The organism is Nostoc sp., from assembly GCF_036917135.1.
GTDB lineage: Bacteria > Cyanobacteriota > Cyanobacteriia > Cyanobacteriales > Nostocaceae > Nostoc.
Window position 1 is genome coordinate 1 of record NZ_JBALEA010000068.1, and the last position, 12,239, is coordinate 12,239.

A 12,239-nucleotide genomic window follows, 5' to 3' on the forward strand; every position below is an offset into this window, starting at 1 on the left:
ATTAAAGGACGCAAATCATCTTAAGTCCAAAGGATTGGTTCGCGATGAGCTATCGCGAACCAATCCCCTTTTCCACATCCCGTGAAAAGTCAGATGCGTCGCCAAGTACTACAAGTCAGTATGATCAGCGTGGGGAAGCGGCGAATAAACCGGCGATTGATTTGCTGAATGTGCCTTACATTAGGCAGAAAAACCGTTAGTTTTACGCAGTACCAATTAACCTTTACTCATATCTTGCACCTCTGCGTATAACCCCAGAGAAAGTAAGAAGATGCACGATAAAGCTACCTCATTTTTAGAAATTTTTATCGCTAAATTAAGGGTTTTGCTTTTTTACTGAGTAGTAAAATTTCATCAATTTTTCTTGGTGCAAGATGTGAGTTTAGGCTATTTGGTACAGTAACCACAAGGGGTTCCGGCTACAAAATTCAGTAGGTATTGAGCCGAGATGCGCGACGTGAAAGTTGTGCATCTCGGCTCAATACCAGATGGGTCAGAAAATTATGATTTCTGAGATTGTGTAACGATAGATACAGCTTCAAGTGGTAACTCCACTCTGTTATTGACAGGAGATAACTTTAATTCCGGTTGAGAAGCTGCTTTGTTAGCGTTAATAATCTCAGTTATTGCATGTATCAAGTGAGATTGAGTAACACTCTTTTCCTCGTTGGGCTTGTTTTCCTTTGCCGCCGCAACAACCGCCTGAAAAATAGCGTTTTTTATGTCTCTACCAGATATATCATCGAATTGTGAGGCAAGCTGTGCAAAGTCTACTGACCGATCCAGAGGAAGCTGATTTGGAATCTGGGCTTGCCATATCTTCTGCCGAGCTTCTTGATCTGGTAAATTGAACTGAACCTTCCAGCGAATCCTACTAATGAAAGCAGGATCGTAATTGCCAATTAAATTGGTAGCGAAGATGATAATTCCCTCAAAAGAAGAAAGTTGCATAAGCATAACACTGCGAGTTAAGTTAACTGCTGTATCAGTCGATTGCGTAACGTTCTCTAAACGCTTGCCTAAAAATGAATCTGCTTCATCGAAGAATAGCACTGCTTTGTGTTCAGCTGCAAATTCAAAAGCCTTTGCTATATTTTTTGGAGTCTCACCCACGTATTTCGACTCAAGCAACTGATAGGGTACTGACAAAAGCTTCCGCTTTAAAGCATGAGCAATTGTTTCAGAAGAAATAGTTTTGCCTGTACCGGGAGGACCAGAAAAATTAATCGAGAGGGCTTTATCAAGCTTGTGTTTTCCACCCATTCCCCATTTTCTGTAAATCAAATCTTGATGTTCAATTTCAGCTAAAACTGACTCAACTTGATGTTTAGCTTCTTGAGATAATACAACGTCATCCAGAGAATATCTCGGCTCTTTTAAGTAAGGTGACAAGTCTATGGTTGAGCCAGAGTTGTTTGGACGTTCGTCCGAGCCTTCTCTACTGTTTTTATAATTATCTTTTGTAGGAGAGGAAGTATTTCCATTAGTACTATTTAAAGCGACTCCTATTTTGTCTACTCTTGGCATTTAAATTTACCTCAAATTAGATTGTAATTGGCAATGACGAAAATCAATAGGTACTAATCCACCTGAATCATTAAAGTATCGAAAAACAAGTTTTGCTTCATTTCATAATGAAGAATACCCTTGCTAATAACAGACTCTATTCCCTTAAACAGCGGAACGCTTTTAAGGTTGTCAGACATGATGACGAATTCTTCAAATAATGGCTTAAACAAGCTTTTAACCTCTTTGTGCCAATCTGTAAGCTCGTTGCCCTCTAATTCGTTATCTAGCACGTAAATTTGCTTTAGTTTCGACGTTGAAATATTTGACAGAATCAGTAGATCGCGCTCATCTACTTCTGGAAGAAAATAACTAATTTTCTGTCTAGCAGTATTCGAGTTGTAAAACCATATTTCTAGGCGATTGAATTCAGAGTTTAAATCTAGACTACGGCGAAAAATTTTTGCAACAATGTTATCCATGCAAAATTTTTTCATTTCATTATCTAAAACGCATTCCCCATTATTTAATTCTTGACCTGGTACACCATGTAGTTTAATAGTTTGTAAACTTCCACTTATTTCAGGGGAACGGAAACTAATACTGAGATAGATGTTCTGAGAATTTGACATGACTGTAACTTTTAAAAAATAAACAATTGTTTTTTTTGAAGACAGCAAACCGTTTGTAACCTAAGTTCAAGTTAAACCTAACTGGTAAACTGGTGCTTCTCTTATCTGATCTGGTGTAGGTACAGAAATACCTGATGGTGCTTTTTCCATCTCAAACATTACAGGCTGTTTATTTTCTGTCCATGTCATCATTGTGACTATACCTTCATAAGTTTTGAAAAAGAGAACATAGACTTCAGATACAAATCCAAAAGTTTTATGTATAATCGGAATAATTTGTCTTTTCCAAAGTGTTTCAATCTTTTCGACTAGTGATTTTATCCATCTAGAGAAAGTAGTACCCAGCCATTCAACTAAATCATCAAACAACTGACCTAATGATTGAAAAATTCCCATTTGAATACCTCAAATCCTAGAGTTCCTAAAAAGCTTCAGTAATTGCTACAGCGCCTAAGAGCTTGATTCCTTATGTATATTTGCTTTATAAGATTTATTTATAAATGCTATTTTAATTATTATAAAAACTAATAGTTTAGGCTTGCCCCAGGGCTATTTCATTCTAAAGGAAGGCACAATTTTTGCAGATATCACGGTGGACAGCCAAATACAGCTAATATTTAGTTATGGTTGGCACGGTGACGCCTACTCACTGTTGCAGATTGAAAAAGACGGCGGGGACATCGCAGGGTTTGTTGGTTGCCAAGTAGAAGTGCGATCGCTTGGTGGGTCAGTCAAGTTTGCAGGTGAAATGATTAACTACGACTCCAAGAATGGAATTGTGACTGTGGCAACTGAGCAAGGGAACCGAGATGCAATTTTATGCGAGGCATTTGTAATTGACTAAGTATTCCAAGCCCCTGAATTTATTCATAGGGTATTAATTACGAATTACGAATTAGTAATTACGAATTGGAGCAAAGCGACTTGACTGGTACGGTATTGAGGTGCGCGCTAGAGAGTTCGTCAAAAAAACTTCGCATACGAACTAAAGATTTACCCCAGTGGCTCAATTTTGGCAAATTTCTGGAAAATCAAAAATTGGCTCCCATTATCGCTGATTTATGGCACAGCGATGGTAAATCAATGGAATTTCAAAACCTCAATTCTCAACTAATTATCACTATTGAGAATTAGGGTTAAACTGGCTCCCATAATCGCACACCAATGGCAGGGCTATGGCAAATAAATGGAATTTCACCTAAATTCCGCATTTTTAAAGATCACAGTGACATTATGCTTTCACAGAAAAATAATATTGAATTCTGACGCACAGTACGCCAAAATTGGCTGGCTGAAAGTTTTTTTGAAAAAAAGTGATGACTTGAGTAAATTTCAAATCACTTTCATCAAAAATAACTACTAAACAACTACGTTAGTGTTACAAAGGGGAGTGTACAGTTCACTGCGTCATCTGGGAATAATAAATATCACTAAGGCTGACACACGCATAGCTATTAGTTTAAGTTTTAGCTTGATTTTAGATGCGACTGAGCGTATGAATGATTGCAAATCTCTCAATGAGTCCTTTGACAAGCAAAACTTCTCGCTGGCTTTTCTGCTGCGGATGATCAACGGTATATCTGACCCAATTTTTGTCAAAAACCACCAACATCAGTGGATACTAGTTAACGATGCCTTCTGTAATTTCATCGGGCATAGCCGAGAAGAATTAATTGGCAAGTCTGACTATGATCTCTTTCCCAAAGCGGAAGCTGATGTGTTTTGGGAAAAAGATGAACTGGTTTTCACTACAGGGATAACTCATGAAAACGAGGAATTATTTACAGATTCTGATGGCGCAACACACTGTATCCTGACCAAAAAATATTTGTTTAAGGATGATTTAGGTAATCGTTTCTTAGTTGGGATTATTCGTGATTTAACAGAGCAAAAGCAGATAGAAGCTGACCTGCGCCGTAGTAATGCTGTGCTGCAAGCTCAACAAGAAGCTTCAATTGATGGCATTCTGATTATTGATGAAAATCGTCAAATTGCATCATACAATCAACATTTCTCCTATTTATGGCAAATTCCTGCGGCAATAATCCAGAGTGGTTCAGACTGGCAACTCCTAGAATGTGTGCTAGACCTACTAGAAAATCCAGCAGAATTTCTCGCTCAAGTCGAATATCTGTACCAGCATCCAGAGAAAAACAGCCGTGATGAAATTGTGCTGAAGGATGGACGGACGTTAGATCGTTATTCTGCGGCAGTGCGCTCGCCATCTGGAGATTGTTACGGCAGAATTTGGTATTTCCGAGATATCACAGAACGCAAACAAGCACTCTCAGACCTCCGACAGCAAGCACAAGAACTAGAAACAGCATTATACAAACTACAAAACACCCAAACTCAGTTAATTCAAAGCGAAAAAATGTCCAGTTTGGGTCAACTAGTTGCAGGTGTGGCACACGAAATCAACAACCCACTTAGCTTTATTTACGGCAACCTGAACCCGGCTGATGAATACACCCAAAATTTATTTTCACTGTTAGATATCTACCAAAGACATTATCCCCAATCAGTCAAAGCAATTGATGAGTTTGCAGATTTAATTGAACTAGATTTCTTAAGGTCAGACTTACCCAAATTATTCCAATCGATGATCATGGGAACAGAGCGGATTCGAGAGATTGTGCTTTCCCTGCGGACTTTCTCACGCTTAGATGAAGCGGAAATGAAAAAGGTTGATATTCATCAGGGAATTGATAGTACGATAATGATCATCCAAAGCCGCCTCAAGGCTACTGACAAGCGCCCGAAAATTGAGTTGTTCAAAGAATACGGCAACCTTCCCTTGATTGAATGTTATAGTGGGCAGTTAAACCAAGTATTTCTGAATATTTTAGTGAATGCTATCGATGCTTTAGAAGATTCATTGGTTACAAGTCGGTGGGCAACAAAAAAACACAATAAAACGGATAATCCCCGAATTTATATTCGCACCCAATTACTAGCGCCAAATCAAGTCACAATTCGCATTGCCGACAACGGACTGGGAATACCAGAAGATGCTTTAAAGCAAATATTTAATCCTTTTTTTACGACCAAGCCCGTTGGACGGGGTACGGGGATGGGGCTGGCTATTAGTTACCAAATTATCACAGAAAGACATGGCGGTTCTTTAGAATGCATTTCGCAACCAGGAGTTGGTGCTGAGTTTATCATTTGCATTCCCCTCATTCAACAACGTCAAATTTCTAATGGCACGGTGATGCCTTTTGGGGCGGTTAGGCGGTCTTCTTGACAAAAGCTAGTGGTATCTCGGCTCAATACCAGAGAGGAATGGAAGTGAGGTCAAAATTGTACCTCACTGGGTCGAGAACCGCCATAGTTCAAATAAATAGGGGTTGCTGTAAATTCATCTTTGCAAAAATTATTTCATAATTTACTTAAAAAAGAATATGGAAATCAAACAAATTTGCGTGATTGGGGCTGGAATCAGCGGTCTAGTAACAACTAAAACTTTTGTCGAAGAAGGCTACGACGTTACTGTATTCGAGAAACAAAAAGGACTTGGTGGTGTTTGGGAAAAATCTCGAACTTACCCAGGATTAACAACCCAGAATACGGGTGACACATATAGTTTTTCAGACTATCCCATGCCTGCATCATACCCAGAGTGGCCCACAGCAGAGGATATGCAAAATTATCTAGATTCATACGCCCATAATTTTGGGGTTTTTGAGAGGATTCGCTTCCAAACTGAAGTTACTAATGTTTCCCGAAAAACTGGAGAACGACCAGGATGGGTAGTTACCATCAGAGTGAAGGAAGGTAATGGGAGGGAGATAAAAGAGGAAAAGCACGAATTTGACTTTGTACTAGTGTGCAATGGGATATTTAGTTTCCCTAATTTACCTTCTTTACCTGGTAGGGAAGAGTTCGCCGCATCTGGAGGACGTGTACTCCATTCTACCGAGTTTAACGATGCCTCAATCATTGAGGGTAAGCGGGTAGTGGTAGTGGGTTTTGGCAAGTCTGCCTGCGACATTGCGACTTTGGCGGCGAACACAGCCAAAGAATCCACCCTCGTCTTCCGTCAACCCTTGTGGAAAGTTCCTAGATTTTTCCTGGGTTTAGTAAACCTGAAGTATGTTTTATTAACCCGCTTTGCAGAAGCTTGGTTTCCCTACCGTCAGATGGGACGGCTTGAAACATTGCTACACACTTTGGGTAAGCCACTAGTGTGGACTTTCTGGCGCACTAACGAGATGCTGCTACGCCTCCAATTTGGGCTTGATAGCTGCGGGATGCTGCCCGAACAACCGATGAATCAGGTTAACTGTCAAATTAGCATAGCTCCCCCAGATTTCTTCAAGTATTTACACTCTGGTAAAATCCAAGCAATTAAAACGAGCATCACCAAGTTTATCCCTGATGGCGTAGAATTAGCCAATGGTCAGCAGTTGCAGGCAGATATAGTAATTTTTGGTACAGGATTTCGCCAAGAGCTTCCCTTTCTCGAAAAAGAATATCGCCAACAGATAATTGATGAAGATGGTAATTTTAGCCTTTACCGTTATCTGATTCACCCTAATATTCCACAGATGGGTTTTGTTGGCTATAACAGCAGTTTATATAGTCAGTTAACATCGGAAGTTGGTGCTTGGTGGCTGGCAGAGTATGTCAAAGGCAACTTATTATTGCCTTCGCCGTCAACCATGTATCAAGAAATGGCAGCAGATATGGATTGGATGAAAACTGAGTACCATAGTGTTGTAGCGAAGGCGACATGTATCGGCTCGTTTGCCTTGCGTCACACTGAGCAACTCATGGAAGATATGGGTGCAAATAATCAGCTTGTTGTCTGGAAGGAGATTTCACAGATTATGATGCCTGTGGATTCATCCCTCTACAACAAACTTCGACAGGAATTAAAGTCGCAAAGACTGAGAAATGTAAATGATTCTCCTAAGCAATTAACCAAATCTTTGTGAGTTGAAAGCAGGCGGCTAAACTGACTTTACTGAGGAAGCTCCAAAACGATAGCCTTTGCCGTAGACTGTGTGAATCAGCGCAGTTTGCGGTGTAAGTATCATCGTCACAGAAAATCGAGTTAAGCTTAAAAACCCTATTAGATAAGGATTATACAGTCATCTATTGACTTGAGTAACTCCTTCAGATAAATATCAGGGAGTTTCATGCATAAGGAGCGGTATTGGTTGTCTGGAAGTTCATCTAAGTGTGATATCGCTTGGGAGTATAGCGCTACTACAAGATTGAGACAGTGCTGAATTGAGCCGCTATTCTTGAAAATACTCTGTAGTTTGCTTTTTTTCTCAGGAGAGGGAACAGTTCCGATAGTATTAATAATTTCAGCCCATTGCCATGAGTCTTTTGGTAAATGCTGTAGTGCATGGTTGACAACAATAGTTTTCTTATTTGTTTTAATATCAGAAAAATTATCTTTGCCCGAAATTTCCGGCGGGACAATTAGATCAATAATATGATCGGCTATCTGATAAGCAGTACCAAAATCCATAGCATAGGCATTTAGAGCATTAATTTGGGCTTGCGTAGCGCCACTAATGATTGCACCTGATGTTATTGCACCTGCCAAAAGTGGCCCTGTCATCAACCGCGCAAGACGCAGAATTTCTTTTTCATCTATAATTGAGTCTGGAGATAAATCGGCAAGCTTTTGCTCCAGGAATAAGCCTATAATTGTGTCGCGAGCCGATTGGTAGAAAATCTCCTTGAGTAGTGGATTATCTGGAAGCAACCGAATTGGTTCCAATTGGATAATAGCTGCGGACAAAAGTGCGGCAGCCTCTCCGTACTGAATTCTTGGTGTTGGAAGATCCGCACGCTCTTTTCCCGCATCTAAAATCACGCTGTCATCTATAAGAACATAATTTGCAGTGATGATTTCATAAAGCATTGCTATTTTGTCAGCGTCTTCAGGTATTCCACCGACAATCCCACTTCCCAAATACGCTAAAGTTGCTCGCAACCTACGCCTACTGTAAAACAATGCGAGGTTAAGTGGCTGATAGAGAGCATTTTCTTGATCGTAGTAATCCCTCAATAGAAAATTTACACGTTCACGATAAGATTTCATTGATTCTAAATCGGGCATAATGTCAAGGGTAAAATAGCAAAATCCAAGTAAAGGCAGGAAGAATACTCATCTTACAATTAAACCGCTTACCTTGCTCACCGGAGTTCTTTCAATGGCAATCCCCACGATTTAATTACTAGTCATTTAATAAGATTAATCTACTATAATTACGCCCAAACCTGTAAATAAAAGCAACAATTGATGTGTTGAGTGTTGCAAGACGTTGCCATACAAATTGGGGCAGATATAGCGTAGTTGACACAAAGTACAAACCTTGTCTGTTTAGTTTAATGCTTGCCTGTGTAATTTAGGCAAGCTCGTCTCTCAACTCTATTTGGCATTGGCCCAAGATGGAGGGACTTCTTAATTGATAGTAATTCGCAATAACTTCAGAGTGGCTTATCTCTCAACGGAGTAATAGGGATCGTGGCGTAGTAGACTGTCCATAATAGAACGCCTATACCGGACACTACCACCGAGAATAAATGAGGCTGCCACCCCCAACTCGTCTACCCAACAAGCATTACAGGTCTAGAGAATACCTTACACCAAGCGAGGTGCGATCTCTGCTGAATGCCGCACTTGAGCGCAAAGCTCGTTATGCTCACCGTGATTATACACTAATGCTGCTCATGTTTCGCCACGGGCTGAGGGTAGGGGAAGCTGTAGGGGCTAAGTGCGGTTTAAGGTGGGATGCCCTGATGTGGGCCGAACGCCAGATTTTCATCACCAGGGAAAAGGGCAGTGATTCTGGGGTGCATCCCTTGAGAGATGATGAACTGGTTTTGCTCAAAGAACTCAGAGAGATGTTGCCCGATAGCAAATATATTTTCGTTTCCGAGCGTGGTGAGGTGATGTCAACTGATGCAGTGCGAAAGCTAATTGGGCGATTGGCGGCACAGGCTGGGCTTGATATCAAAGTTCACTGTCACATGATGCGCCATGCCTGCGGCTACTATCTGGTGAATCAGGGGTATAACACTAGAGAGATTCAAGATTTTTTGGGACACCGCGATATCAAACACACTGATAAATATACAAAGCTGAATGCTCGACGGTTCCTGAATTTTGATTGGGGCGATTTGTAAAAATTCTGGTCAGAGCTGCGCCACATTCAATTTATCAGTGATCATCGCTCACTTGCAGCCCTGGAGTGATATTTGGGTGTGACTGAGCAGCAGAAAGAAAATGCAATTTCTACTTTAGTTTTTTAAAGTGGTATGAATATCACTGGTGCAAAGCTGTGGCTCAAGTTTACTTTTGCCAAAATAGTAATAATTATTTATACAAATACATTGCAAATAATTATTGTGATATTTCCTTATATTTTGGAATAAACTCTTTTAAAGAAATCAACTCATAGTAAGGCTTGATTTCATTAGTTACTGTTAATTTGGTAATGACTTTAATTTCAGCTTCGTATACTTTATTCATCGTTGCTACTGAAGCTGGTATTCTAGCACTGTTTAAAATTTTACCCTCATAATTTTTAGATGAAGTCATATCTTTAATACCAAATTTCCATTTATCTATATCAATTTTGAACAATTCCCCCATAACACTTATCTTTCTATCTTCTGGTAACTTTGTCTCCTTAAGTGAATTGACTATATCTCTTGCATTTGATAATGAAGCTTGTTTAATACTTCCTCTATTTGGAGTTGGTGAAGCCCAATCTATATCAATTCGACAATTAGATTTTGCTAAAGATTGAACAAAACCACGATAACCATCAAATATTTTTTGAGAACGTTGAGATATTAATTCTTGTAAAGATTCATTATTTCTAGAAGCTTTTATAAGCTTTAAAAATTCTTCAATAGAATCCCCTACTAAAGAATTATCACTTATATCATTGACAACAGAACCAAGCTCTAACTTAAACGAGCCAGGACTAGTTGCAAATAAATTAAATTGTGTATTTTTTTCTAAAAAATGGTTTTGGTTGATCTCCTTAGATATAGCAGTAATTAAAGATTGAAAGGAATTTAATATATTACTCAAATAATGAATAGATATTTCATTATCATATTTTGATTGCGATTCTAGTCTTAAACTCACTATCTCCCTGCGTTTTTGGACTGCATCTTGTACTAATGACGCATTTTGAGATAATAAATTTATTTTAAAATTCTCTTCTTCGCATCTTATGAAGGTATCGGGAAGTGGCAACCATTCTTTATTAATATGTAGGCTATCTATTTTTTCAACAAACTCAAGTTCTTTTTCTACATCTATCTCAACTTGATAGATCAAAGAATTTTCTGACTTTAAAAAAGCTTCATGTAAGTCAACTCTTCCTTCTCTTATATTTTTTAATTTGTCTAAAGAAACTAAAATATAAAACCATATCTCTTTACATTCTTCTTCATCAAACCAAAGAGCTAGAAAAATTTGTCCAAGACTATTACAGCATGAAAATAATTTAGGCCCATTAAATTCTATATATACTTCAATTAAATCAAGAGAACCAAAGTTTGGCGATACCCAAGAAAAAGACATCTCTAATAATTATCCAGATAAGAGTGATATTATATGTTGATTAGGAATCAATAACTATAAATATATCCGAAGGTTTAAAATCCTTTTCAACCCACCATGTATGGTGAGAATCACCCGAATTTGCAGCAGGTGTATTTTTAATTAATCCAGAATCAGGAGGTAACGAAGCTACAGCAGTTTTTAAATTTCTCATATTTCTAACAGCATTTTTGAGTAATTCTATACCTTTTATATCCGTGAATACTGACAAGCCATAAGCCTGGCATTCTGAGGAACTATTATGATATCTAGCATTTGGAATTCTTGACTTCCGAGGTAAGAAGTCTTTAGGAACTGGGGGATCATTTTCAACAAGATAGAAAACTTTTAAATCCGGTGAAACACTATCTTCTGGTGGACAATTAAGTAGATAATTTTCGGCAAAATCCATAAACAAAATACTCAAGAAGTTAAAATAATAACGGACAACCGTAGCATATAATACAAAGAATGTAAATGAAATTGCTTAAAAGTGTAATAACCTGCCTGCGACTTGGCTAAATCATGAGGAAGGATCTGCTAGACACAGCTTGCCGGCAACAGGTAGAAAATGATCTACCTAAAAGCATCTACAGTAAAGCATTCAGCCAAAATTAAGCCCCAAGTGCGATCGCGCTTTTTGTCGGGATTTAATAGTTTGACGACATTGAGGAAAGTGAGGCAGCAACCCCAAGAGACTAGAGACTAACGTCCCGGAGAAAGCAACAAGTATTAGATTAGCGATCTCACTAGCACTTGCATACATATTTAATAGGTTGAAAATACCGCCTCTAATTGTAAAGAATTATTACAAACGCGGTAGTGTCCGATCATGCCATAGAAACTTATGTCTTAATACCTACCCTGATAAAAAATCGACTCAGGAGATGCTTTAAAACTGAACTAGCCTATTGAAAGTTGCTTTTTTGATTTTTTCACTATTACGCTCTTCACTTTTGATTCTTTGATGATTACGGTTACAAAAATCAGAAAAGATTCAAACCATTGCTAAATAAGGCTTTCAAGCAATTGACAAAAGCAAAAATCCCCTGATACGGTTGAAGTTACCACACACCAACTGAATATCAGAGGATTCGCCCGTGTTTGATTTGTACTCAAACACGAGCATTGATGCTTTCGGCTCTAGTTTATCGTTTTGTCCTGAGTCTGACCAGACCCCAGGCTCAATTTTATATGCACAGTACATTTGCTGTGATAGAGATAACAGAGTTGATAAGCATGATGCTCGTAATTGTTCTTGTTCTTGCTTGAATGAGACACTTTTACTTTATGAAGCTTATACAGTCACAATAACCCCAGAAGATTGGCGACAGATGGATAGGGAAGATATATCAAACCTTGCTCTTCCAGGGGATGAGCCTCATCTGAAAAATGGACTTTGGAACGGATAAAGTCGGGGTATACAGCACTTGCGTCTGTTATGAGGTACAATAAATTAAAATATAAATACATTTAAATGAAATCATACTCTGTCGATCTTCGAGAAAAAATAGTTG

General features: G+C 38.8%; 13 protein-coding genes. 7 read left to right on the forward strand and 6 right to left on the reverse strand.

The genetic code is table 11. The features are described from left to right. Positions 1-44 precede the first annotated feature (44 nt). Positions 45-200 (forward strand): hypothetical protein, encoded by a 156-nt coding sequence (locus V7K50_RS20295; RefSeq protein WP_334963120.1) that lies wholly within the window; start codon positions 45-47, stop codon positions 198-200. Between the two features lie 301 nt (positions 201-501). Here V7K50_RS20295 and V7K50_RS20300 read toward each other — a convergent pair whose 3' ends face one another. The 3 genes from V7K50_RS20300 to V7K50_RS20310 all read right to left on the reverse strand — a co-directional run bounded on the left by V7K50_RS20300 (position 502) and on the right by V7K50_RS20310 (position 2,534). Beyond that, on the reverse strand, positions 502-1,527 hold the full coding sequence (locus V7K50_RS20300; RefSeq protein WP_334963122.1) for an ATP-binding protein: 1,026 nt from the start codon (positions 1,525-1,527) through the stop codon (positions 502-504). A gap of 53 nt (positions 1,528-1,580) precedes the next feature. Continuing rightward, positions 1,581-2,138, reverse strand: coding sequence for a hypothetical protein (locus V7K50_RS20305; protein ID WP_334963124.1), 558 nt, complete (start codon positions 2,136-2,138; stop codon positions 1,581-1,583). 66 nt (positions 2,139-2,204) lie between these two features. Continuing rightward, on the reverse strand, positions 2,205-2,534 hold the full coding sequence (locus tag V7K50_RS20310; protein WP_334963126.1) for a hypothetical protein: 330 nt from the start codon (positions 2,532-2,534) through the stop codon (positions 2,205-2,207). Between the two features lie 196 nt (positions 2,535-2,730). On the opposite strand from V7K50_RS20310, the gene V7K50_RS20315 reads away from it, so the two are divergent. The 3 genes from V7K50_RS20315 (at position 2,731) to V7K50_RS20325 (ending at position 7,078) form a co-directional block, all read left to right on the forward strand. Continuing rightward, the gene (locus V7K50_RS20315) at positions 2,731-2,982 is read left to right on the forward strand and encodes a hypothetical protein (protein WP_334963128.1); all 252 of its coding nucleotides are present in this window, start codon (positions 2,731-2,733) and stop codon (positions 2,980-2,982) included. 651 nt (positions 2,983-3,633) lie between these two features. Further along, a complete protein-coding gene (locus V7K50_RS20320) occupies positions 3,634-5,385 on the forward strand; it encodes a PAS domain-containing sensor histidine kinase (RefSeq protein ID WP_334963130.1) in 1,752 nt (583 codons plus the stop codon). Positions 5,386-5,542: 157 nt separating this feature from the next. Then, positions 5,543-7,078: a flavin-containing monooxygenase gene (locus V7K50_RS20325; RefSeq protein WP_334963132.1), complete on the forward strand. Its 1,536-nt coding sequence runs from the start codon at positions 5,543-5,545 to the stop codon at positions 7,076-7,078. Between the two features lie 137 nt (positions 7,079-7,215). Here V7K50_RS20325 and V7K50_RS20330 read toward each other — a convergent pair whose 3' ends face one another. Further along, positions 7,216-8,220, reverse strand: coding sequence for a polyprenyl synthetase family protein (locus V7K50_RS20330; RefSeq protein WP_334963134.1), 1,005 nt, complete (start codon positions 8,218-8,220; stop codon positions 7,216-7,218). Between the two features lie 467 nt (positions 8,221-8,687). On the opposite strand from V7K50_RS20330, the gene V7K50_RS20335 reads away from it, so the two are divergent. Continuing rightward, complete coding sequence (locus V7K50_RS20335) at positions 8,688-9,290, forward strand: tyrosine-type recombinase/integrase (protein WP_334963136.1); 603 nt, start codon at positions 8,688-8,690, stop codon at positions 9,288-9,290. A gap of 217 nt (positions 9,291-9,507) precedes the next feature. Here V7K50_RS20335 and V7K50_RS20340 read toward each other — a convergent pair whose 3' ends face one another. Together V7K50_RS20340 and V7K50_RS20345 are read right to left on the reverse strand one after the other, a co-directional pair. Next, entirely contained in the window at positions 9,508-10,704 is a 1,197-nt protein-coding gene (locus V7K50_RS20340; RefSeq protein ID WP_334963138.1) for a DUF6575 domain-containing protein, read from the reverse strand. A 40-nt stretch (positions 10,705-10,744) separates the two neighbouring features. Next, positions 10,745-11,134, reverse strand: coding sequence for a hypothetical protein (locus tag V7K50_RS20345; RefSeq protein ID WP_334963140.1), 390 nt, complete (start codon positions 11,132-11,134; stop codon positions 10,745-10,747). Positions 11,135-11,293: 159 nt separating this feature from the next. On the opposite strand from V7K50_RS20345, the gene V7K50_RS20350 reads away from it, so the two are divergent. Together V7K50_RS20350 and V7K50_RS20355 are read left to right on the forward strand one after the other, a co-directional pair. Further along, a complete protein-coding gene (locus tag V7K50_RS20350) occupies positions 11,294-11,431 on the forward strand; it encodes a hypothetical protein (RefSeq protein WP_334963142.1) in 138 nt (45 codons plus the stop codon). 391 nt (positions 11,432-11,822) lie between these two features. Further along, complete coding sequence (locus tag V7K50_RS20355) at positions 11,823-12,134, forward strand: hypothetical protein (RefSeq protein WP_334963144.1); 312 nt, start codon at positions 11,823-11,825, stop codon at positions 12,132-12,134. Positions 12,135-12,239 lie beyond the last annotated feature (105 nt).

Coding starts and splice junctions, on each gene's coding strand:
- V7K50_RS20295 (WP_334963120.1), top strand. CDS start 45: ATGAGCTATCGCGAACCAATCCCCTTTTCCACATCCCGTGAAAAGTCA.
- V7K50_RS20300 (WP_334963122.1), bottom strand. CDS start 1,527: ATGCCAAGAGTAGACAAAATAGGAGTCGCTTTAAATAGTACTAATGGA.
- V7K50_RS20305 (WP_334963124.1), bottom strand. CDS start 2,138: ATGTCAAATTCTCAGAACATCTATCTCAGTATTAGTTTCCGTTCCCCT.
- V7K50_RS20310 (WP_334963126.1), bottom strand. CDS start 2,534: ATGGGAATTTTTCAATCATTAGGTCAGTTGTTTGATGATTTAGTTGAA.
- V7K50_RS20320 (WP_334963130.1), top strand. CDS start 3,634: ATGAATGATTGCAAATCTCTCAATGAGTCCTTTGACAAGCAAAACTTC.
- V7K50_RS20325 (WP_334963132.1), top strand. CDS start 5,543: ATGGAAATCAAACAAATTTGCGTGATTGGGGCTGGAATCAGCGGTCTA.
- V7K50_RS20330 (WP_334963134.1), bottom strand. CDS start 8,220: ATGCCCGATTTAGAATCAATGAAATCTTATCGTGAACGTGTAAATTTT.
- V7K50_RS20335 (WP_334963136.1), top strand. CDS start 8,688: ATGAGGCTGCCACCCCCAACTCGTCTACCCAACAAGCATTACAGGTCT.
- V7K50_RS20340 (WP_334963138.1), bottom strand. CDS start 10,704: ATGTCTTTTTCTTGGGTATCGCCAAACTTTGGTTCTCTTGATTTAATT.
- V7K50_RS20345 (WP_334963140.1), bottom strand. CDS start 11,134: ATGGATTTTGCCGAAAATTATCTACTTAATTGTCCACCAGAAGATAGT.
- V7K50_RS20350 (WP_334963142.1), top strand. CDS start 11,294: ATGATCTACCTAAAAGCATCTACAGTAAAGCATTCAGCCAAAATTAAG.